Source organism: Streptomyces altiplanensis (genome assembly GCF_053591575.1).
Genome location: NZ_JBSFUB010000009.1, coordinates 44,083 through 65,240 on the forward strand (window position 1 = coordinate 44,083; position 21,158 = coordinate 65,240).

The following is a 21,158-nucleotide window of genomic DNA, read 5'->3' on the forward strand; positions in this document are numbered from 1 at the left end:
GCCGGTCCGGAACCTTTCTCGGGGCTGCGGTGTATCAGAGGTATGAAGGGGTGCGGAGACGAGCGGGGGTCAGCGGCGCGACATGTAGATGTCGAGCGCCTTGTGCAGGAGCTTGTTGAGCGGGAAGTCCCACTCACCGAGGTACTCGGCGGCCTGCCCGCCCGTACCCACCTTGAACTGGATCAGGCCGAACAGGTGATCCGTCTCGTCCAGCGAGTCACTGATGCCCCGCAGGTCGTAGACCGTCGCGCCCATGGCGTACGCGTCGCGCAGCATCCGCCACTGCATCGCGTTCGAGGGCCGGACCTCACGCTTGTGGTTCGCCGACGCACCGTAGGAGTACCAGACGTGACCACCGACGATGAGCATCGTCGCGGCCGCCACGTTCTCGCCCTCGTGGCGCGCGAAGTACAGCCGCATCCGGTTGGGGTCCTCGGAGTTGAGGGCCGTCCACATGCGCTCGAAGTACGAGAGGGGACGCGGCCGGAAGCGGTCGCGCTCCGCGGTGATCTCGTACAGCCGCTGCCACTCGGCCAGGTCTTCGTAGCCGCCCTGGACGACCTCGACACCGGCCTTCTCGGCCTTCTTGATGTTGCGCCGCCACAGCTGGTTGAAGCCCTTGTGGACGTCTTCCAGCGAGCGGTTCGCCAGCGGCACCTGGAAGACGTAACGGGGCTGCACGTCACCGAAGCCGGCGCCCCCGTCCTCGCCCTGCTGCCAGCCCATCTTCCGCAGCCGGTCCGCGACTTCGAAGGCGCGCGGCTCGATGTGCGTCGCCTCGATGTCGCGCAGGCGCTTCACGTCCGGGTCCTGAATGCCCGACTTGATCGCCGTCGCGTCCCAGCGGCGGATCACGACGGGCGGCCCCATCTTCACGGAGAACGCGCCCTGCTGCTTCAGGTGCGTCAGCATCGGCCGCATCCAGTCGTCCAGGTTCGGCGCGAACCAGTTGATGACCGGGCCCTCGGGCAGGTACGCGAGGTAACGCTTGATCTTCGGCAGCTGGCGGTAGAGCACCAGGCCCGCGCCCACCAGCTGGTCGCTTCCGTCGAACCAGCCCAGGCTCTCCGCGCGCCACTCCGCCTTGACATCGGCCCATGCCGGGACCTGCATGTGGCTCGCCGCGGGCAGGCTCTGGATGTACGCCAGATGCTGCTCTCGGCTGATGGTCCTCAGGGTCAGGCTCATGCGGGGCGCTCCTCGGCAGGTCTGTCCCCATGGGATCAGGGGCTCCGGCTCTCGCGCCGAAGCCTACTGCGCCATGGGAGCGCCCCGACTGGCCCTCCGGCCGAGCCGGTCCTATCCCAGCACTCCGCCGAACAGTCCGCCGTGCGCCATACCGAGGTAGAAGCCGATCGCGGACGCTCCCAGACCGAGGATCATCAGGGTCCGCTCGCGTGTCGTGGCCGAGATGAACTGGCCGTACGCACCCGTGAGGATCCCCACCAGCCCCGCCCACGAACTGAGCAGGTGCAGGCCGTGGAACATCGCCGAGACGAAGGCGACCAGGCCCAGCACCAGTGTCACCGCGAGCAGCGTGTCCTGGAGCGGATGGGGCTTGCCGTCCGTCTCGAAGAGGGAGGACGAGGAGCGTCGTCGCATTGCATGTGCCATAAGGCACCTCCTGCTCGAAGGCGGCGAACCGTGATGCCGCACACACCCGATGTGTACAGATTGTGGCCCTTCCCGGCCGGATTTCAACCGGAAGGCGGTGAGCAGGTAGTCTGTACGGTCTGCACCGGTGTCTGCCCACCCCAGAAAGCAAGCCTCTTCCCTCGAGGAAGCCAGCTTGTCAGTGGCGGCCGATACCGTTGCGTACGCATCACGACCCTCCTGCCACGGAACGACCGTGGCCGCTGAGTCCAAAGGAGGTGGGTTCCACATGCGTCACTACGAAGTGATGGTCATCCTCGACCCCGATCTCGAGGAGCGCGCTGTCTCCCCGCTGATCGAGAACTTCCTCTCCGTCGTCCGTGAGGGCAACGGAAAGGTCGAGAAGGTCGACACCTGGGGCCGTCGTCGTCTGTCCTACGAGATCAAGAAGAAGCCCGAGGGCATCTACTCGGTCATCGACCTCCAGGCCGAGCCTGCGGTCGTCAAGGAGCTCGACCGACAGATGAACCTGAACGAGTCGGTCCTCCGGACCAAGGTCCTCCGTCCCGAAACCCACTGAGCTCAGTAGCTCAGCGGTAATCGGGTCCGAGTAGCAACAAGCAGCCAGCAGCAATCCCCGCCGAGAGGTTCACCCATGGCAGGCGAGACCGTCATCACGGTCGTCGGCAATCTCGTCGACGACCCCGAGCTGCGCTTCACCCCGTCCGGTGCGGCGGTCGCGAAGTTCCGTGTCGCGTCCACTCCCCGCATCTTCGACAAGCAGACCAATGAGTGGAAGGACGGCGAAGGCCTGTTCCTCACCTGCTCGGTCTGGCGTCAGGCGGCGGAGAACGTCGCGGAGTCGCTTACGCGAGGCATGCGCGTCGTCGTTCAGGGCCGGCTCAAGCAGCGGTCCTACGAAGACCGCGAAGGCGTCAAGCGCACGGTCTACGAGCTGGACGTCGAGGAAGTCGGCCCCAGCCTCAAGAACGCCACGGCCAAGGTCACCAAGACCACCGGCCGAGGCGGACAGGGCGGGTACGGCGGCGGCCAGCAGCAGGGCGGCGGCAACTGGGGCGGAGCCCCCGGCGGCCAGCAGGGCGGCGGCGCTCCCGCCGACGACCCCTGGGCCAGCAGTGCACCGGCCGGCGGCGGTCAGCAGCAGGGTGGCGGCAACTGGGGCGGAAGCTCCGGCGGTTCCGCCGGCGGCGGCTACTCGGACGAGCCCCCCTTCTAGGGCGGGCCCGTACCCCACTTCTTGATCACACAGGAGAAACACCATGGCGAAGCCGCCTGTGCGCAAGCCTAAGAAGAAGGTCTGCGCGTTCTGCAAGGACAAGGTCACGTACGTGGACTACAAGGACACGAACATGCTGCGGAAGTTCATTTCCGACCGCGGCAAGATCCGTGCCCGCCGCGTGACCGGCAACTGCACGCAGCACCAGCGTGACGTCGCCACGGCAGTCAAGAACAGCCGTGAGATGGCGCTGCTGCCCTACACGTCCACCGCGCGATAAGGGAAGGGTGACCGAAAAATGAAGATCATCCTCACCCACGAGGTCACTGGCCTCGGCACTGCCGGCGACGTCGTTGACGTCAAGGACGGCTACGCTCGCAACTACCTGGTCCCGCGTGGTTTCGCGATCCGCTGGACCAAGGGTGGCGAGAAGGACGTGGCGCAGATCCGCCGCGCCCGCAAGATCCACGAGATCGCGACCATCGAGCAGGCCAACGAGATCAAGGCCAAGCTCGAAGGCGTGAAGGTGCGCATGGCCGTTCGCTCCGGCGACGCCGGCCGCCTCTTCGGTTCCGTCACCCCGGCCGACGTCGCTTCGGCGATCAAGGCCGCCGGTGGCCCCGAGGTCGACAAGCGCCGCGTTGAGCTGGGCTCCCCGATCAAGACCCTTGGTTCGCACCAGGTCTCCGTGCGTCTGCACGCCGAGGTCGCCGCGAAGCTGGACGTCGAGGTCGTCGCCGCCTAAGCGCTGCGCATCGCAGAGCAGTCAGAAGGGCCGCACCCCACGGGGTGCGGCCCTTCGCCGTTTCACGTGAAACGCAGCTCTCAGCGCGTGGCGCCCGTGACGACCCACCGACCCGAGCGGGTGCGCAGCAGGAGCGTCACCATCCGGACCGCCATCATCAGCGTCATCGCCCACCACAGAGCGGTCAGCCCACCGCCGATCACCGGTACGAGAAGAGCGACCGGTGTGAAGACCGCCAGCGTCACCAGCATGGCCCACGCCAGATAAGGACCGTCGCCCGCGCCCATCAGCACACCGTCCAGCACGAAGACGATGCCCGAGACCGGCTGGGACACGGCCACCACCAGCAATGCGGGCAGAAGCACGTCCTGTACCACCGGATCGCTGGTGAACAGAGGGATGAACAACGGCCGTGACACCACGACCAGCACCCCGAGCACCACCCCGGAGACGATGCCCCACTGCACCATCCGCCGGCAGGCCTCCTGCGCACCCTTGGCGTCATTGGCGCCCAGGTAACGCCCGATGATCGCCTGGCCCGCGATGGCGATCGCATCGAGGGCGAAGGCCAGCAGACTCCACAGGGACAGGAGGATCTGGTGGGCCGCGACATCCGCGTCACCGAGCCGGGCGGCCACCGCAGTGGCGATCATCAGGACGGCGCGCAGCGAGAGCGTACGGACCAGCAAGGGTGCGCCGGCCTGTGCGCAGGCCCTTATGCCTGCGGCGTCGGGGCGCAGGGACGCGCCATGGGCCCTGGCGCCCCGCACCACCACCGCGAGATAGGCGGCAGCCATTCCGCACTGGGCGATCACGGTGCCCCACGCGGAACCGGCGATGCCGAGTCCGGCACCGTACACCAGGCCCACATTGAGGGCCGCGTTGGCGGTGAAGCCACCGATGGCGACGTAGAGCGGGGTCCTGGTGTCCTGGAGACCGCGCAGGACGCCTGTGGCCGCAAGTACGACCAGCATGGCGGGGATGCCGAGACTGGAGATCCGCAGATAGGTGATGGCGTACGGGGCCGCCGTGTCAGAGGCGCCGAAGACATCGACGAGCCAGGGGGCGGCAGGCAGGACGACCGCGACCACTGCGGCACCGAGGAGCAGTGCGAGCCAGATGCCGTCCATGCCCTGACGGATGGCGGACGCGAGGTCACCCGCACCGACACGACGGGAGACCGCGGCGGTGGTGGCGTAGGCGAGGAAGACGAAGACACTCACGGCGGTCATCAGGAGCGGGGCGGCGATGCCGAGGCCGGCGAGCTGCGGGGTGCCGAGGTGGCCGATGACGGCGCTGTCGACCATCACGAAGAGCGGCTCGGCGACCAGGGCGCCGAAGGCAGGGAGGGCGAGTGCGATGATCTCGCGGTCGTGTCGGCGTCGGCTGGTCCTGGCTGCCGTGGAGGCCTGAGTCATGGAGTCAATCTAATCTTCCACAGGTAAGTGATGCAATGGCCCTGTGATCCTTACGGACGGACGCTTTCCGGCTCCGGGTGTGTGCCGTTTGTTCTGATCTTGAACCGGGCGGCGAAGTTTTTCTTCCCCACAGCCGGTGGATGGAGAAAAGGCAGGTCAGGGTGGTGTGGACAGGGCTGCTATGAGTTTGTCCACAGTGCTGTCCCCCGGTCCGTGCACAGGTTCTGGGGAGTTCTCCACAGCAACTGGTCTTTCTTCCACAGGGCCTGTGGATAACCAGATTGGCTGAGGCTGCCCGCGGGCCTACCGTGGTGCGGCGCCCGCCTTCTGTTCCGGCCCTGGAAGCGCGTCGAACTCGATGCGCCGGAACCGGAGTCGGGCATCTCATTTGTCAGAGCCGTGCCGTAAGAAAGAGTGGCACAGCGAGGTCCGCGAAGCGGACGGGAGGAGGTGGCCCGGTGAGCATTTCCGAGCCATTGGACGACCCCTGGACCGACAGCGGTCCCGGTGACCGTCTGCCTTCCCGTCGGCGCCGTGGCGAAGGCCGGGGCCGCGACGAGCAGCACGACCGCGGCGGCGAGAGCGGTGGCTGGGAGGGCGGCTCCCCCGCTTTCGAGCGGGTGCCCCCGCAGGACCTCGATGCCGAGCAGTCCGTTCTCGGCGGCATGCTGCTATCGAAGGACGCCATCGCCGACGTGGTGGAGATCCTCAAGGGCAACGACTTCTACCGCCCGGCCCACGAGACCGTCTACACGGCGATTCTCGACCTCTACGCCAAGGGCGAGCCGGCCGACCCCATCACGGTGGGCGCCGAGCTGACCAGGCGCGGCGAGATCACGAAGGTCGGCGGCGCCTCGTACCTGCACACCCTGGTGCAGACGGTGCCGACCGCGGCCAACGCGGAGTACTACGCCGAGATCGTCCACGAGCGGGCGGTGCTGCGCCGGCTGGTCGAGGCGGGCACGAAGATCACGCAGATGGGATACGCGGCCGACGGCGATGTCGACGACATCGTCAACGCCGCCCAGGCCGAGATCTACGCCGTCACCGAGCAGCGCACGAGCGAGGACTACCTGCCGCTCGGCGACATCATGGAGGGCGCGCTCGACGAGATCGAGGCGATCGGTTCCCGCACCGGCGAGATGACCGGTGTGCCGACCGGTTTCACGGACTTCGACTCGCTGACCAACGGCCTGCACCCGGGCCAGATGATCGTCATCGCGGCCCGTCCCGCCATGGGCAAGTCGACGCTGGCGCTGGACTTCGCGCGGGCCTGCTCGATCAAGAACAACCTGCCCAGCGTGATCTTCTCCCTCGAAATGGGGCGCAACGAGATCGCGATGCGCCTGCTGTCGGCCGAGGCCCGGGTGGCACTCCACCACATGCGTTCGGGCACGCTGACGGACGAGGACTGGACGCGGCTTGCGCGGCGTATGCCGGATGTCTCCCAGGCGCCGCTCTACATCGACGATTCGCCGAACCTGTCGATGATGGAGATCCGGGCGAAGTGCCGTCGGCTGAAGCAGCGCAATGACCTGAAACTGGTGATCATCGACTATCTGCAGCTGATGCAGTCCGGTGGTTCGAAGCGGGCGGAGAGCCGTCAGCAGGAGGTCTCGGACATGTCCCGAAACCTCAAGCTGCTGGCGAAGGAGCTGGAGCTCCCGGTGATCGCGCTGTCGCAGCTGAACCGTGGTCCCGAGCAACGGACCGACAAGAAGCCGATGGTCTCCGACCTGCGTGAATCAGGTTCCATCGAGCAGGACGCCGACATGGTCATCCTGCTGCACCGTGAGGACGCGTACGAGAAGGAGTCGCCGCGCGCCGGTGAGGCGGACCTGATGGTCGCCAAGCACCGTAACGGTCCGACGGCGACGATCACGGTGGCGTTCCAGGGCCACTACTCGCGCTTCGTGGACATGGCGCAGACGTGACGCCCCGGCCGGCCCACATGCAGGGCAGTGACTCGAACGCCTCGCTGCCGCCCTGCCCTGTTCCCTCTTCACCCTTCACCGAAGCCGACCGGTGCCGGCGTCGGCGGTGTCACGGCGTCCGCCGGGCCGGGCATGTGTCCACAGGCCCGGCCTGCGGCAGCGAAACGGTGAACGCGCAACCGGGCCTCCTGGAAAGGGGTCGACGGGGGCGAGACCGCGCCGGTAGGTCTTGACCATGACCTCACCGCTCGAAGAGCTGCTTCCCGGTACGCAACGTGCCCTTCTGCACCGCATCGCCGCCGCACAGGCCGAAGGCAGGGCGCCCTCGTTCGTCGCCGCGGTGGCCCGTGACGGGCAGACCGTCTGGACGGGCTCTCGTACCTCGGTCGACGGACACGGGCCGGATGCCGGTACGCAGTACCGGATCGGTTCGATCACCAAGACGTTCACCGCTGTGCTGGTGATGAGGCTGCGTGACGAAGGCCTGCTCGACCTCGGTGACCCCCTGGAGAAGCACCTCCCGGGGACGGGGGTGGGTGAGGTGACCGTCGCCCAACTGCTCAGTCACACCGCGGGGTTGGCGGCGGAGACTCCGGGGCCGTGGTGGGAACGGACCCCGGGTTCCCTGCGCCCCGGGCTCGGTGATGTGCTGGGCGAGCAGCCGCGCATGCACCCCGTCGGGCGTGTTCACCATTACTCCAACCCGGGCTACACGCTGCTCGGCCGGCTCGTCGAGGCCGTACGCGGGGATTCCTGGGCCGACGTCCTGCGGCGCGAGGTTCTTGAGCCGCTGGGCATGCGCCGTACGAGTGCGCAGCCCGAGGCCCCGCATGCCGGTGGCTGGGCCGTGCATCCGTGGGCGGACGTGATGCTGCCCGAACCGGCCGTGGATCTCGGGGTGATGGCTCCGGCCGGTCAGCTCTGGTCGACGACCGCCGATCTCTGCCGCTTCGCCGTGTTCCTCGCGGCGGGCGACGAGAAGGTGCTGAGTGCCGGGTCCGTACGGGAGATGCGCACGCCCGCCGCTCCGGCGGGCCCCGGAGAGGCGACCGGCGGTTACGGGCTGGGGATGCAGATCGTCCACAGCGGTGGACGGACGCTGGTGGGGCACACGGGTTCGCTGCCGGGCTTCGTCGCGGGTCTGTGGATGAGCGTGGAGGACGGGGTGGCCGCGGTCGCGCTCGTCAACGCCACGTCAGGGGTGTCCGCGCCGGCGGTGGCGGCCGACCTGATCCGTATCGTCGTCGAGGCCGAGCCGCGCATCCCGGAACCTTGGCGGCCGCTGGCCGAAGTCGACCAGGAGCTGCTGACGCTGACAGGCCCATGGTTCTGGGGCACGTCGTCGTACGCCCTCTCTCTTGGCGCCGACCGCGCGCTGGAGCTCCAGCCGCTGCGGGGCAGTGGCCGGGGCTCGCGCTTCGCCGCCCGGCCGGACGGGACCTGGACCGGTCTCGACGGCTACTACCTGGGGGAGACGCTCCGGGTGGTACGGCGGGAGGACGGCTCGGTGAGCCATCTCGACCTGGGATCGTTCGTCTTCACGCGTGAGCCGTACGAGCCGGCGGATGTGGTTCCCGGGGGTGTGGACGAAGGCGGCTGGCAGGCGCTGTGATGTTTCACGTGGAACCGGGCTGTGGGTCCTGGATTCCAGCAGGGTGACTTCATGGGCCCTCTGGCTCGTCTCCTCCTGGGCCCTCGGGTCCGTTCGAGCGGGACGACGAGCCGAGTCGGACAAGGGAACGGTCGTCAGATGCTCATCTTGAATCCGACATGGGAGGCTTCGAAGCCGAGCCGTTCGTAGAAGCGGTGGGCGTCGGTGCGGGTGGCGTCGGAGGTCAGTTGCACCAACTGGCAGTTCTGGCGGCGGGATTCGTCGATCGCCCACTCGATCAACTGTGTCCCGAGGCCGCTGCCGCGCTCGTCGGCATGGATGCGTACGCCTTCGACGACCGAGCGGGTGGAGCCGCGCCGGGACAGTCCGGGTATGACGGTGAGCTGCAGTGTGCCGACGACCCGGCCCTCGCGTACGGCGACGACCACGTGCTGGTTCGGGTCGTCGGCGAGCCGGGCGAGGGCGGCGGTGTACGGGGCGAGGTCGTCGGGGGACTCGCGCCGGGCGCCCAGTGGGTCGTCGGCGAGCATGGCCACGATCGACGGGAGGTCGCCGGGGACTGCGGGGCGTATCTCAAGATCGCTCATGGAGCGCAGATTACGCAGTCGGCACGGGCATCCGCAGTTCTTCGACGGCCTTGACCAGGGGGGCCAGCTCGGGGTTTTTCGCGGCCTCGTCGAGAGCCTCGCGCAGTGCGGCGTCATTGGTGGGCCGGGTCTCGGCGAGCAGGGCCAGGCCGGCTTCGGTGACGTCGGTGTAGATGCCGCGCCGGTCGGTGTCGCAGAGGTAGCGGGTCAGCAGGCCGCGGTCCTCGAGACGGGTGACCAGACGGGTGGTGGCGCTCTGGCTCAGTACGACGGCGTCGGCGACCTGCTTCATCTGCAGGTGTCCGCCGGTGCCGTTGTGCTGGCGGCTGAGGACGTCGAGGAGCGAGTACTCGCGCACGCTCAGGCCGTGGCGGCTCTGGAGGGCCTTTTCGATGTGGGCGTCGATCCTGCCGTGCAGCAGGGAGAGGGCGCACCAGCCCTGGGAGAGCGCGGTCAGGGCGGGGTCTGTCGCTGTCATGGATCTCTCCTTGTCCGGAGCCGCTTGAGCCCGGAAACCAGGATAGACGACGAGCGCAATAGCCCGCGCTTGCATTTAGCCAGCGTCTGCAATTATTGTGGACGCTCGTAAAGTGCATGTGCAATCTATTCGGAAGGTCTGGCCATGCCACTCGCGCTCCTCGCCCTCGCCATCGGGGCGTTCGGGATCGGCACCACAGAGTTCGTGATCATGGGCCTGCTGCCTGAGGTCGCCACCGACTTCGGTGTCTCCATCCCCACCGCCGGCTACCTGGTCAGCGGCTACGCCCTCGGTGTCGTACTGGGCGCTCCGCTGATGTCGGTCCTCGGCACCCGGATCTCCCGCAAGCGCATGCTGATGCTGTTGATGGGACTGTTCATCGCGGGCAACCTGCTCTCGGCGCTCGCTCCCTCGTTCGGTGTGATGCTCACCGGCCGTGTGGTCGCGTCCCTCGCACACGGCGCGTTCTTCGGCATCGGGTCGATCGTCGCGGCCGACCTGGTGGCCCCGGAGAAGAAGGCCGGAGCCATCGCCATGATGTTCACCGGCCTCACCGTCGCCAACGTCGTGGGCGTCCCGCTCGGCACGTTCATCGGCCAGAGCTACGGCTGGCGGCTCACCTTCGCCGCGGTGGCGGCGCTCGGGGTGATCGGCCTCGCGGGCGTCGCCCGGCTGGTACCGGAGACGCCGAAGCCCGAGGGCGTACGGCTGCGCCACGAGCTGGCCGCCTTCCGTAATGTGCAGGTGCTGCTCGCCATGGCGATGACCGTGCTGGGCTTCGGCGGTGTCTTCGCCGCGATCACCTACCTCGCGCCCATGATGACCGGCGTCGCCGGCTACTCGGCCGGGTCCGTCACCTGGCTGCTGGTTCTCTTCGGGCTCGGCATGGTCGGCGGCAACCTGGTCGGCGGCAAGTTCGCGGACCGTGCGCTGATGCCGCTGCTGTACGTGTCCCTGGGCGCTCTCGCCGTGGTCCTGGCCCTCTTCACGGTCACCGCGCACCACCAGATCGCGGCGGCGGTCACGATCGTGCTGATCGGCGCGCTGGGCTTCGCGACCGTTCCGCCGCTCCAGAAGCGCGTACTGGACCAGGCCGCGGGCGCTCCCACTCTCGCCTCCGCCGTCAACATCGGCGCGTTCAACCTCGGCAACGCGCTCGCCGCCTGGCTCGGCGGCCTCGTCATCGCGGCAGGACTCGGTTACACCGCTCCCAACTGGGTCGGCGCGGTGCTCGCCGCCTCGGCCCTCGGCCTCGCGTTCCTGTCCGGCGCCCTGGAGCGCCGCACGGACGCCCGCAGCCGGATCGTCGCGGGATCAGCCTCCGGGCCGGCCGCCGCCGCTACCGCTTCCGCTGACGCCCTTCGCTGAACCAGTCGGCTGAACCAGTCGGCCGAACCAGCCGGCCGAACCAGCCGGCCGAACCATCCCCTGAACAACCAAGGAGTTCCCTCATGAGCACCACGACCACCACGACCGCCACCGCCGTCGTCCCGCTGACCGTCCAGGACGCCGAAGCACTCGTCGATGCGGCCCGACGCGCGGCAGAAGAGGCCGGGGTCACGGTCGCTGTCACCGTTCTCGACGCGGGCGGCCACCTGCTGGCCTTCCGGCGCGACGACCGGGCCGTGCTGATCGCCGGTGAGACCAGCACGCGCAAGGCGTACACCGCGCTCCAGCTGAACGCCCCGACCGCCGGTCTGGTCGACGCGGTCCAGCCCGGCGGGCTCTTCCACACCTTGCCGACCGCGCTGGAGCGCCCGCTCCTGTTCATCGCCGGAGGAGTGCCGGTCCACCGTGACGGCCGCCTGATCGGTGCGGTCGGCGTGGGCGGCGGAGCGCCCGACCAGGACCACGGATTCGCGACCGCCGCCGTCGAGGCCCTCGGCCGGTAGCCGGACCCGGACCCGGACCCGGACCCGGCCCTGGACACGACTCCGGACACGGGCCCGCCGTCAGCCCGCCGCGACTGTCAGGGGGGCGAAGCGGCGGGTCCAGTCGCCGGGTAGGGCGGGGATCTTGTAGGTCATCACGTCGTTGAAGGCGACCGGCTCCAAACCGCAGGCCTTCACCCAGGCCAGCAGTTCCTCGTGGCGTACGTCGATGTCGGTGCGCAGGGGGCGGTCCGTACCGGCGGCCAGGGAGGTGACCAGTGCCTTGGCGGTCTGCGTGTCCCTGGCGATCAGCGGGCCCACGACATGGGTGTGCATGTTGGGCCAGGCGGCGGCGTACCCGATGAGGCCGTTCTTGTCCTCGGCGACCCGGATCTGGTCGGCGAAGGCGGGCAGCCGTGTGAGCACAGGGGTGCGGTCCAGGCCGAAGACCTCGGTGTCCAGGCGCAGGATCGCGGGCAGGTCGTCGGCGGTGGCGGGGCGGGTCGGTACTCCGGCCGGGGGGCCGGACGGACGGAAGTGGCCGCAGACCATTTCGGCCCTGCCGGTCACGGTGAAGCCGAGTTCCTCGTAGAGCGGGCGGCCGTTGGGGGTGGCGTGCAGAGTGAGGGGGGTGTCTCCGGCTTCTGCGACGAGGTGGCGCATCACGCGGCGGCCGACGCCCTGCCGTGAGTGACGTTCGGCGACGAGCACCATGCCGATCGCGGCGAGTCCGGGTCCGTACGAGGTGAGGACGCTCGCGGCGGCGAGGCCTTTTCCTTCCGGTGCGTCGATGCCGTAACCGGCGCCGGAAGCGAGCAGCAGGCCCCATTTGTGTTCCTCGCGTAGCCAGCCCCGGTCTTCCGATAGGTCGGCGCAGGCGGTGAGATCGCCCAGGGTCAGGCGGCGGACAGGCAGATCGGCGAGGGAAGTCGGCATTGGATCAGGCTGGCTGACGCATCGATCGCGCGTCCACCGCTTTACGTGAAGAGGAGAAGGCGGCGCGGAGACGCCGGCCGCGACGGGTGAGCCCCCAGGGCTTGAGGACCGAGATCGCGGTCATGAAGGAGTAGGCCGTGGAGGCGACGGCCGGTGCGGCGACCAGGTTGCTGTCGGGGATGCCCAGGGCGGCGGCCGCACTGATACCGGGACGCAGCACGAAGATCGTGGCGGCGCCGGTGACGAGAGTCAGCCAGAACTTCACCCACACCCAGCGGTGCCTGGCCAGGCCCCACGGCGTACCGAGGGACAGCACCAGCCCGGTGGTCAGGGACAGCAGCGCCACCGGCGTGACCAGCCAGTCGCCGAAGACCTTCATGGAGGTGTAGGCGGCCCGCGTCATGGCAGCGGACCCGGTCGTCCAGGCGGTGGTGCCGAGGGCGAGCAGTCCGACGGTGAGGCCGAGCCAGCCCACGGAGGCGGCGACATGTGTGACGAGGAGCGCCCGGCGGGCGGGGCGTGAGAGTGGTTTCACGTGAAACACGGTGGCGGGTGAGGGGCTGGTCCGGCGTCTGGCAGAGGGAGTAACCGCGCGTACTAGCCTCGGCGTACATGACGCGACTTCACCTCTTCGATCTCGACGGAACGCTGATGCGAGGCTCGGCGGCGGCTGTCGAGATCTCCCGTCAGCTGGGTGTGAGCACCGAGATCGCCGAGCTGGAACGGGATTTTCTGCTGTACGGCCTGGCACCCGACGAGTTCGCCGTACGGGCCAGAGAGCTGTGGGCGCAGCTCACGCAGGCGCAGGTGACGGCGGCCTTCGAGGGTGCGCCGTGGCTGTCGGGCATCGAGGAGGTGTGGGCGGACATCCGCTCGCGTGGTGAGTACTGCGCCGTCATCTCCCTTTCGCCGGACTTCTTCGTGGAGCGGCTGCTGGCCTGGGGCGCGCATGCCGCGCACGGTTCCCGCTGGCCCGCGGTGCCCTTTCTGGAGCCGGTGGAACGGGCGGGCATCCTGAACGCGTCTGCGAAGGTGAACATCGCAGACCGGCTCTGCGAAAAATTCGGGCTGGGGCGGAGTGACTGTGTCGCTTACGGGGATTCGATGTCGGACGCGGAGATCTTCGCGGCGGTTCCGCTTTCCGTGGCCGTCAACGCGGATCACCACGTTTCGGATCTTGCCGTACTCACCTACCGGGGTGGCGATCTGCGCGAGGCGTACGCACTGGTAACTGAGGCGGTCCTGCCGGTAATTCCGGAATAGCCGCGGGGACAACGCGAATTGGAGGGTACGAGCAGCAGGGCAGGGGGCTTGTGTGCCGGGCTACCGCCGGTAGGGTCGACTCCGGTTTGCTCCCTGTGCCCTGGTGTCATAAGGCATGGGGGCAAAGCAGCCTAACCGGAGAACGGGCTCGGATGCCCGGACTTCCTGGTCCTTGTCCGATGCGAGAGCGGTGCCTGCCATGCTGCAACAACGGGAACTGCGGTCAATGTCACATTTTTGCCCGACTCACCCCGAATGGTGGCAGCGGCGTGATTAATGTGGGCTGTCGACATCGGCAGAACTGAAGCACAGGCCAGTAGCAGAGCGGGGAATTGCGAGCACGTTCCGGTCCCGGAAGTGCAAAGACCGACCGAGAGATGTTCGAGGCGAGGCACATCTATGGACGCTCCGACCACCACGTCGGCCGACAGCGGCACCTCCAGTGACGACGGCGGCGGCTGGTTCAAGCCGCGCAAGAAGCCGGACGCGGGGCTTCGGCAGCCGCCCGGCCAGGGATCCGAGACCGGCCAGGACCGGATACCGGGCCCCAGCCGTCCGGTGTCCGCGATACGCCCGGTGGGCACCGGCGCATCGCGCCCCCAGCCCGCCCACGTCTCCGCCCCGGCCTCCGACGCCCCGGCCGCGGCGCCGGTAGCCTCCGCGGCGGCGGCCCCCGAAGCGCCCACCGCGCCCACCGTGCCCGCGGCGCCCGCCGCCCCCGTTTCTCCCGACGCCGCCCTCATCCGCCGCACCCTCGCCGACATCGGCCCCGACGCCGGCAAGGTCACGTCGTACTTCTACGCACTCCTCTTCACCCGCCACCCCGATCTGCGCGTGCTCTTCCCCGCCGCCATGGACACCCAGCGCGACCGCCTCCTCAAGGCGCTGCTCACCGCCGCCGAGCACATCGACAACAAGCCCGTGCTCACCGAGTACCTCAGCAACCTGGGACGCGGTCACCGCAAGTACGGCACCCAGGCCACCCATTACCCGGCGGTCGGCGAGGCCCTCCTCGGCGCGCTGGCCCGTTACGCGACGACCACCTGGGACGACGAGTCCGAGGCCGCGTGGATCCGTACGTACACGGCGATCTCCCAGATCATGATCGACGCGGCCGCCGAGAACGAGCTCCGCGCGCCCGCCTGGTGGCAGGCCGAAGTCGTCTCGCACGATCTGCGCACCCCCGACATAGCGGTCATCACCCTGCGTCCCGACCAGCCCTACCCGTTCCTGGCCGGCCAGTACACGAGCCTGGAGACCCCCTGGTGGCCGCGGATCTGGCGGAACTACTCCTTCGCCGCGGCCCCCCGCCCCGACGGCCTGCTGTCCTTCCACGTCAAGGCGGTCCCGGCCGGCTGGGTCTCCAACGCCCTGGTCCACCGCGCCCGCCCCGGTGACACCGTGCGCCTCGGCCCCCCGGCCGGTTCGATGACCGTCGACCACACCACCGACAACGGTCTGCTCTGCCTCGGCGGAGGCACCGGCATCGCGCCCATCAAGGCGCTCGTCGAGGACGTGGCCGAGCACGGTGCGCGCCGCCCCGTCGACGTCTTCTACGGTGCGCGCAGCGACGACGACCTGTACGACATCGACACCATGCTGCGTCTCCAGCAGTCGCACCCGTGGCTGTCCGTGCGCCCGGTGGTCGACGGCAGGACGCAGTTCCCGGACGCGGTGATCGAGCACGGCCCGTGGAACTCCTACGACGCCTACCTCTCCGGCCCGCCCGGCATGATCCGCAGCGGCATCGACGCCCTCAGGAACCTCGGGATCCCCGGCGACCGCATCCGCCACGACTCCCTCGAAGAGCTGGTGGCGGCGGGCGACTAGCCCGGACCCGGACCGGGCTCTCAAGCCCCCGGGTCCTCAAGCCCCGGGGTCCTCAAGCCCCGGGCCCGTCACCCCAGGTCGTGGGCGTGCATCGCCCGTACGCCCTCGATGTTGCCGTCCAGGTAGTGCCGCAGCGACAGCGGTACGAGGTGCACCGCCGCGATCCCGACCCGGCTGAAGGGCACCCGCACGATCTCGTACTCTCCGCGCGGTTCGTCGACTTCGGGCCCGTGTCTGCGCGCGGGGTCCATGGACTCCAGCCGGCAGACGAAGAAGTGCTGCACTTTCACACCCGTCACCCCGCCGTCCGCGATGTGCTCGACGGTGTCGACGAAGCAGGGCACCACGTCGGAGATCTTCGCGCCGAGCTCCTCGTCGACCTCGCGGTGCAGGGCGTCGACGACAGTGGCGTCCTCCGGTTCGACGCCGCCGCCCGGCGTGAGCCAGTACGGGTCGACGCCTGGCTTGGTGCGCTTGATGAGGATCAGGTCGTCACCGTCGAGCAGGATGGCGCGTGCGGTGCGCTTGACCACGGGCCTCGGCGGCGCGGGGGTGGTTCCCTCGGGAAAAGAGGTGCCGGTCATGGCAGTACAGTGGCCCGCTCCGCCTGTTCTGAAACTCCCGCACCGCTGTTGTCCGCCGGGTACGGGCCGGCTCAGCACCAGTCGGTGGCGGCGCGCAGCAGCCACTCGTGCGCCCGCGCGATGTGCGCAAGGGTGAGCGTGCCGGTGCGTACGGCCAGGAAGTAGGTCCGCAGCGGCGGCACAGGCGGGTCGAGGAGCGCCACCACTTCTCCCCGCTCCAGGGCCTCCTCGCACAGATACCTCGGCAGTACGGCGAGCCCGGCGCCCGCGGCCGTGGCGTGCAGCACCGCCCGCAGGTCCGGCGCGATGACGGTGCCCGCCGCGGCCGGCCGGGTGTCGAAGACGGTGGTCCAGTAGCGGGTGACCAGCGGCAGCGACTCGTGGACCTCCACCACCGGCAGGTGCTCCAGCACCTGCGGCCCCTTGCGGCGCAGCAGCCCCGGGCCGATCCTTCCGGCCCAGCGCGGAGCGGCCACCAGGACGTGCTCCTCGTCGCAGAGCGGGCTTCCGGTGAGCAGGGTGCCGCGCGGCCGGTCCGTCGAGATGGCCAGGTCGTGGTGGCCGGCGGCGAGGCCCTCCAGGGTCTCCTGGGCGTTGCCGAAGGAGATGCGCAGCGTGAGGCCCTGGGCGATGAGCGGGGAGAGCGTGGGCAGGACGCGTACGGACGTGAACTCCGGCGGCCCCGCGAGGTGCAGGGTCCGTACGCCGGACTGTTCGTCGAGTCCGGCCTCGGTGATCTCGACGAGCGCGTCCAGGTGCGGCGCCGCCCGGTGCGCCAGCTCGTCGCCGACGGTCGTGGGCGTGACGCCGCGGGCCTGGCGCAGGAACAGCGGACGTCCCAACTGGCGTTCCAGGGTGCGTATCTGGCTGGTCACCGCGGGCTGCGACAGCCCGAGGAGGGCGGCGGCGCGGGTGAAGGAGCCGGCCCGGTGCACCGTGACGAACGTGCGGAGCAGAGCCAGGTCCACGGCGTGCCCTCCCGTCCCGGCGAAGTCGCCGACGGTCACAACTATAAATATGTCGATAGGTCTCTGTCGCTACAGTGATTGGACACTGACGCAGAGTCAACTAGCCTTTATTGCGCGGTTCTTCACGTATGGAACCGGGACGGTCCGAGTCATGAGGGGGGAGACTCGGACCGTCCGCCGTACGCAGGGGACGCGTCAGGGGGCGGCCGCGTCGAGTGCGCGCAGTACGTCCGCCACCAGGTCCTCGGGGTCCTCGGCCCCGACGGAGAACCGGACGAAGCCCTCCGGCACGGCGTCGCCGCCCCACCGTGCGCGCCGCTCGGCGGTGGACCGTACCCCGCCGAAGCTGGTCGCGTCCTCGGCCAGCCGCAGCCCGTCCAGGAAGCGCTCCGCGTACCCGCGGTCGGGCAGCGTGAAGGACACGACGGAGCCGAAGCGGCGCATCTGGCGCGAGGCGACGGTGTACGACGGGTCGCCGGGCAGCCCGGGATGGCGCAGCCCGCTCACGGCGGGGTGCTCGCGCAGCGCCTCGGCGAGGGCCAGCGCGTTCGCGCCCTGCTTGTCGGCGCGCAGCTGGAGGGTGGCCAGGGAACGGTGCGCCAGCCAGGCCTCCATCGGCCCGGGGATCGCCCCGACGACCTTGCGCCAGCGCCGTACCCGCGCCGCGAGTTCCGCGTCGCGGCAGGTCACGTAGCCGAGCAGGACATCGCCGTGGCCGGTGAGGCCCTTGGTGCCGCTGGCCACGGAGAAGTCCGCGCCGAGCTCCAGGGGGCGCTGGCCGAGCGGGGTGGCGAGGGTGTTGTCGACGGCGACCAGGGCCCCTGCGGCGTGCGCCGCGTCCGCGAGTCTGCGGACGTCGCACACGTCGAGCCCGGGGTTGGACGGCGTCTCGATCCACAGCAGCCGGGCCCCGTCGAGTACGCCGAGCTGCGCGTCACCGCCGGTCGGCGCGGTGCGCACCCGCACGTCGTACGCCTCCAGCTGTTCGCGTACGAGCGCGAGTGCCTGGTAGCCGTCGGAGGGCAGGACCACCGTGTCGCCGGCCCGCGTCTGCGAGAGGAGCACCGCGGAGACGGCGGCCATGCCGGAGGCGAAGACGACCGTCTCGACGCCCGTCTCCTCCGGTGCCTCCAGCTCGCCGATGGCCCGTTCCAGGTGCGTCCAGGTGGGGTTCTCGTCGCGTCCGTAGGTGTACGGTCCGGTCGGCTCGCCGGGCAGGTGGTAGTGCGCGGCGAAGACCGGCCCCGGGAGGGTCGGTTCGTACGCGACGGGGGCGGGCAGTCCGGCCCGTACCGCACGGGTGCCGTCGCCGGTGGGGCTGTTCATGGTGCTCATGGTTCAGTCCTTGTCGGGCAGGATGACGTTCATCGCCCACGAGACGACGCTGATGACGAGGGCGCCGAGCAGAGCCGTCCAGAACCCCTCGACGCGGAAGGCGAGGTCGAACGTGTCGGCCAGCCAGGAGGTCAGCAGCAGCATCAGCGCGTTGACCACCAGCGTGATCAGGCCGAGCGTGAGGATGAAGAGCGGCAGTGTCAGCAGCTCCACGACGGGCTTGACGAGGAAGTTCACCAGGCCGAAGAGGAGCGCGACGACGATCAGCGTCAGCACCTTGTCGCCGGTGCTGTCGCCGGTCAGCGTGATGTCCTGGAAGAGCCAGACGGCTACCGCCAGGGCCGCCGCGTTGGCGATCGTCTTGACTACGAAATTCATCATGTGTCTGATCGTGGCAGACATGATCGGCGCCGGGCACCGGCGTACGAAGGGCCGAGGGGCGGACGGACGATGAAGGCATTCCGGCTGGACGAACTGGAGGCGGAGCGCGCCGCCAACGAGGGTGCGTATCTGCAGTTCCTGAGGGAAAGGAACATGTCGGTCGGGCTGTACGCCCTGGACGCGGGCGAGAGCGACCCGCAGCAGCCGCACCGTGAGGACGAGGTCTACTTCGTCGTCAGCGGGCGCGCGTCGATCACCGTCGGCATGGAGACGACGCAGGTGGGGCGGGGCAGTGTGGTGTACGTGCCGGCCGGGGTACCGCACAAGTTCCACCACGTCAGCGAGGACCTGCGGGTGATGGTCGTCTTCTCCCCGCCCGAGAGCTGATCCGGAAGTCGGGGTTCCCTAGGGGGCCGGTCAGGGGTCTTCAAGGGCTCCGGAGCCTCCGTGGGCCGTCCTTCCGCCCCTAGCATCGAGGTCAGGAAGAAAGCTTCGAGGGAGAAGAGGCAGGACGATGGCCGTGCGGGAGATATTCGCGGGGATGCCGTGGTGGGTGAAGTGGGTCGCGGTGCCCGTCATCGCTCTGGTGGTGTTCGGCGGCGCGATCCTGAGCGCGCTCGGTCTGCTGATCGGTCTTCTCTTCAAGGTGCTGGTCTTCGTCGCCCTGGTCGGCGGCCTGATCTACGTCGTGCGGAAGTTCATGGCGTCGTCCTCGTCGGGCGGCGACTGGTAGACCGAACGCGCCGTACGTACGCCTCCCGAACGTGCCGTACGTATGCCGCCCGGACGCCGTGCGTACGCCGTTCGGGCGCCCTCCACAGGGCCGTTAGCCCACTCGGGGGACCCGGATGGCAAACATCCCGCGCGCCCGGGGCGGGCGGTTAGGGTAACGATTCTCCGCCGCCCCTGGGACCCGTGGCCCGGCAACCGCGCCGGCCAAGGGCGATCCCCACTCCATCGGCCCAGGCCGGCGGCGAGCTCGCGGGGGCGGCCCCCGCAGGCGGGCGCACAGCCCGTCACCACGCCTGGGGGTGAGTCCTGTGGCCACGGCACACACCGCCGCTGCCCCGACCCTGATCGGTTCGGTGCAGCGCGCCCTTCGTCTGCTGGAGGCGGTGGGCGCCCATACCGACGGGGCCCCGGCCAAGCAGCTCGCCAGGGAGGCCGGCCTTCCCCTCCCGACCGCCTACCACCTGCTGCGCACGCTGGCGCACGAGGGCTATCTGCGCCGTCAGCAGGGAGTGTTCGTCCTCGGCGAGGCGGTCGGGCGGCTGACGTGCTCGGGCGCGCGGCAGAATCGTCGCGGCATGATCACGGACTCGCTGGAGCACTGGCGGGACGCGATCGGCGTCGCCGTCTACTTCGCCCTCTACCGCGAAGGCGAGATCGAACTCGTCGCGGTCGCGGAGGACCCGTCGTCACCCGCCGTGGAGGAGTGGGCCGACTTCCGTGCGACCTGTCACGCCCACGCGCTGGGCCAGTGCCTGCTGAGCCAGCTCGACGAGAGCTCCCGCAGGGACCACCTGGCCCGTCATCCGGTCGAGCCGCTCACACCGTATTCGGTGCGTGACCAGGAGACCCTGCTCGACCGCCTGGCAGCGACGGAACGGATGCGTCCGGTCGTGGAACGCCAGGAGTACGCGGTCGGATCCGTCTGCGCGGCCATTCCGATCACCGTCGGTTCCACCGCCGCCACGATGGCCATTTCCCTCCCCGTCGACCAGGAGCACCGGTTGCTCCCCGCGATCACACAACTACGCAGCGCGGCGGAAGTGTTGCTCGGCTCGTTCGCATTCTCTATCAGTATCTGAAATATCACTCCTTGTGATCTGCTACTGCTTCGATCACCATGGCGTCAAGAGGGCCAGGGGGAACGATTCCTGGCCAGTCTCACTAGTGCGGGGTTGAGCATGCGCGAGTCGGTTCAGGCAGACGTCATGATGAGCTTCCTTGTCTCGGAGGAGCTCTCCTTCCGGATCCCGGTGGAGCTCCGGTACGTGACCAGGGATCCGTACGCGGTGCGGATGACGTTCCACCTGCCCGGCGACGCCCCCGTCACCTGGGCGTTCGGCCGGGAGCTGCTTCTCGACGGTCTCAACATGCCGTGCGGCGAAGGCGATGTGCACATCGAGCCGACCGGTCCCGACGGGCTCATGGACGTGCACATCCGGCTCCAGGTCGCCGGGGACCGCGCGCTGTTCCGGGCGAGCGCGGCCCCGCTGGTGGCGTTCCTCGACCGTACGGACCGGCTCGTGCCGCTGGGACAGGAGTGCACCCGCGGGGATTTCGACGGGGACCTGGAGGACGCGCTCGACCGGATCCTCGCCGAGGAGCAGAGCGCCGGCTGAAGGCGCCGGCCGCAGGTTCCGGCCGCAAGGGCCGCAAG

The 21,158-nt window shown here is 69.3% G+C and carries 25 protein-coding genes; 14 read left to right on the forward strand and 11 right to left on the reverse strand.

What is annotated here, in order from left to right:
* Nucleotides 1-69: 69 nt before the first annotated feature.
* Nucleotides 70-1,188 carry a lipid II:glycine glycyltransferase FemX gene (locus tag ACWD0Y_RS06470; RefSeq protein WP_450259308.1) on the reverse strand — a complete coding sequence of 373 codons (1,119 nt, stop codon included), beginning with the start codon at nt 1,186-1,188 and terminating at the stop codon, nt 70-72.
* 111 nt (nt 1,189-1,299) lie between these two features.
* Nucleotides 1,300-1,614: a hypothetical protein gene (locus ACWD0Y_RS06475; RefSeq protein ID WP_450259309.1), complete on the reverse strand. Its 315-nt coding sequence runs from the start codon at nt 1,612-1,614 to the stop codon at nt 1,300-1,302.
* Nucleotides 1,615-1,882: 268 nt separating this feature from the next.
* On the opposite strand from ACWD0Y_RS06475, the gene rpsF reads away from it, so the two are divergent.
* The 4 genes from rpsF (at nt 1,883) to rplI (ending at nt 3,575) form a co-directional block, all read left to right on the forward strand.
* Complete coding sequence (rpsF, locus tag ACWD0Y_RS06480; protein WP_006604399.1) at nt 1,883-2,173, forward strand: 30S ribosomal protein S6; 291 nt, start codon at nt 1,883-1,885, stop codon at nt 2,171-2,173.
* Nucleotides 2,174-2,248: 75 nt separating this feature from the next.
* Nucleotides 2,249-2,830 carry a single-stranded DNA-binding protein gene (locus tag ACWD0Y_RS06485; protein WP_450259310.1) on the forward strand — a complete coding sequence of 194 codons (582 nt, stop codon included), beginning with the start codon at nt 2,249-2,251 and terminating at the stop codon, nt 2,828-2,830.
* Between the two features lie 43 nt (nt 2,831-2,873).
* The gene (gene rpsR, locus ACWD0Y_RS06490) at nt 2,874-3,110 is read left to right on the forward strand and encodes a 30S ribosomal protein S18 (protein ID WP_003949403.1); all 237 of its coding nucleotides are present in this window, start codon (nt 2,874-2,876) and stop codon (nt 3,108-3,110) included.
* An 18-nt stretch (nt 3,111-3,128) separates the two neighbouring features.
* Nucleotides 3,129-3,575, forward strand: a complete 447-nt coding sequence (gene rplI / locus ACWD0Y_RS06495; RefSeq protein WP_093800068.1) for a 50S ribosomal protein L9 — start codon at nt 3,129-3,131, stop codon at nt 3,573-3,575.
* An 80-nt stretch (nt 3,576-3,655) separates the two neighbouring features.
* Here the strand turns inward: rplI and ACWD0Y_RS06500 are convergent, their stop codons facing one another.
* Nucleotides 3,656-4,993: an MATE family efflux transporter gene (locus ACWD0Y_RS06500; protein WP_450259311.1), complete on the reverse strand. Its 1,338-nt coding sequence runs from the start codon at nt 4,991-4,993 to the stop codon at nt 3,656-3,658.
* A 476-nt stretch (nt 4,994-5,469) separates the two neighbouring features.
* Between ACWD0Y_RS06500 and dnaB the strand changes: the two genes are divergently transcribed.
* A complete protein-coding gene (dnaB, locus tag ACWD0Y_RS06505) occupies nt 5,470-6,927 on the forward strand; it encodes a replicative DNA helicase (RefSeq protein WP_176710278.1) in 1,458 nt (485 codons plus the stop codon).
* A gap of 235 nt (nt 6,928-7,162) precedes the next feature.
* Nucleotides 7,163-8,539, forward strand: a complete 1,377-nt coding sequence (locus ACWD0Y_RS06510) for a serine hydrolase domain-containing protein (RefSeq protein ID WP_450259312.1) — start codon at nt 7,163-7,165, stop codon at nt 8,537-8,539.
* A 134-nt stretch (nt 8,540-8,673) separates the two neighbouring features.
* Here ACWD0Y_RS06510 and ACWD0Y_RS06515 read toward each other — a convergent pair whose 3' ends face one another.
* Entirely contained in the window at nt 8,674-9,126 is a 453-nt protein-coding gene (locus tag ACWD0Y_RS06515; RefSeq protein WP_450259313.1) for an N-acetyltransferase family protein, read from the reverse strand.
* 10 nt (nt 9,127-9,136) lie between these two features.
* Nucleotides 9,137-9,604, reverse strand: a complete 468-nt coding sequence (locus ACWD0Y_RS06520) for a MarR family winged helix-turn-helix transcriptional regulator (protein WP_450259314.1) — start codon at nt 9,602-9,604, stop codon at nt 9,137-9,139.
* Between the two features lie 144 nt (nt 9,605-9,748).
* Between ACWD0Y_RS06520 and ACWD0Y_RS06525 the strand changes: the two genes are divergently transcribed.
* Both ACWD0Y_RS06525 and ACWD0Y_RS06530 read left to right on the forward strand, forming a co-directional pair.
* Entirely contained in the window at nt 9,749-10,972 is a 1,224-nt protein-coding gene (locus ACWD0Y_RS06525) for an MFS transporter (RefSeq protein WP_450259315.1), read from the forward strand.
* An 83-nt stretch (nt 10,973-11,055) separates the two neighbouring features.
* A complete protein-coding gene (locus ACWD0Y_RS06530) occupies nt 11,056-11,496 on the forward strand; it encodes a GlcG/HbpS family heme-binding protein (protein WP_450259316.1) in 441 nt (146 codons plus the stop codon).
* Between the two features lie 60 nt (nt 11,497-11,556).
* Here ACWD0Y_RS06530 and ACWD0Y_RS06535 read toward each other — a convergent pair whose 3' ends face one another.
* Nucleotides 11,557-12,411, reverse strand: a complete 855-nt coding sequence (locus tag ACWD0Y_RS06535) for a GNAT family N-acetyltransferase (RefSeq protein ID WP_450259317.1) — start codon at nt 12,409-12,411, stop codon at nt 11,557-11,559.
* Nucleotides 12,412-12,415: 4 nt separating this feature from the next.
* Entirely contained in the window at nt 12,416-12,946 is a 531-nt protein-coding gene (locus ACWD0Y_RS06540) for a DUF2269 domain-containing protein (protein ID WP_450259318.1), read from the reverse strand.
* A 77-nt stretch (nt 12,947-13,023) separates the two neighbouring features.
* Between ACWD0Y_RS06540 and ACWD0Y_RS06545 the strand changes: the two genes are divergently transcribed.
* Both ACWD0Y_RS06545 and ACWD0Y_RS06550 read left to right on the forward strand, forming a co-directional pair.
* Complete coding sequence (locus ACWD0Y_RS06545) at nt 13,024-13,674, forward strand: HAD family hydrolase (protein ID WP_450259319.1); 651 nt, start codon at nt 13,024-13,026, stop codon at nt 13,672-13,674.
* 399 nt (nt 13,675-14,073) lie between these two features.
* The gene (locus ACWD0Y_RS06550) at nt 14,074-15,504 is read left to right on the forward strand and encodes a globin domain-containing protein (RefSeq protein ID WP_450259320.1); all 1,431 of its coding nucleotides are present in this window, start codon (nt 14,074-14,076) and stop codon (nt 15,502-15,504) included.
* A gap of 68 nt (nt 15,505-15,572) precedes the next feature.
* Here the strand turns inward: ACWD0Y_RS06550 and ACWD0Y_RS06555 are convergent, their stop codons facing one another.
* From ACWD0Y_RS06555 to ACWD0Y_RS06570, 4 genes are all read right to left on the reverse strand, one after another.
* On the reverse strand, nt 15,573-16,088 hold the full coding sequence (locus ACWD0Y_RS06555; RefSeq protein ID WP_093800080.1) for an NUDIX domain-containing protein: 516 nt from the start codon (nt 16,086-16,088) through the stop codon (nt 15,573-15,575).
* Nucleotides 16,089-16,159: 71 nt separating this feature from the next.
* Entirely contained in the window at nt 16,160-17,056 is an 897-nt protein-coding gene (locus ACWD0Y_RS06560) for a LysR family transcriptional regulator (RefSeq protein WP_450259385.1), read from the reverse strand.
* Between the two features lie 195 nt (nt 17,057-17,251).
* Nucleotides 17,252-18,391, reverse strand: a complete 1,140-nt coding sequence (locus ACWD0Y_RS06565) for a cystathionine gamma-lyase (protein WP_450259321.1) — start codon at nt 18,389-18,391, stop codon at nt 17,252-17,254.
* 3 nt (nt 18,392-18,394) lie between these two features.
* Nucleotides 18,395-18,772, reverse strand: a complete 378-nt coding sequence (locus ACWD0Y_RS06570; RefSeq protein ID WP_450259322.1) for a phage holin family protein — start codon at nt 18,770-18,772, stop codon at nt 18,395-18,397.
* Nucleotides 18,773-18,841: 69 nt separating this feature from the next.
* Here ACWD0Y_RS06570 and ACWD0Y_RS06575 point away from each other — a divergent pair, with 69 nt between their 5' ends.
* From ACWD0Y_RS06575 to ACWD0Y_RS06590, 4 genes are all read left to right on the forward strand, one after another.
* On the forward strand, nt 18,842-19,159 hold the full coding sequence (locus ACWD0Y_RS06575; RefSeq protein ID WP_450259323.1) for a cupin domain-containing protein: 318 nt from the start codon (nt 18,842-18,844) through the stop codon (nt 19,157-19,159).
* A 133-nt stretch (nt 19,160-19,292) separates the two neighbouring features.
* Nucleotides 19,293-19,505 carry a DUF5326 family protein gene (locus tag ACWD0Y_RS06580; RefSeq protein WP_450259324.1) on the forward strand — a complete coding sequence of 71 codons (213 nt, stop codon included), beginning with the start codon at nt 19,293-19,295 and terminating at the stop codon, nt 19,503-19,505.
* A gap of 307 nt (nt 19,506-19,812) precedes the next feature.
* Nucleotides 19,813-20,583, forward strand: coding sequence for an IclR family transcriptional regulator (locus ACWD0Y_RS06585; protein ID WP_450259325.1), 771 nt, complete (start codon nt 19,813-19,815; stop codon nt 20,581-20,583).
* A gap of 99 nt (nt 20,584-20,682) precedes the next feature.
* Nucleotides 20,683-21,120, forward strand: a complete 438-nt coding sequence (locus ACWD0Y_RS06590) for an SsgA family sporulation/cell division regulator (protein WP_093800085.1) — start codon at nt 20,683-20,685, stop codon at nt 21,118-21,120.
* The last annotated feature ends 38 nt before the right edge of the window (nt 21,121-21,158 follow it).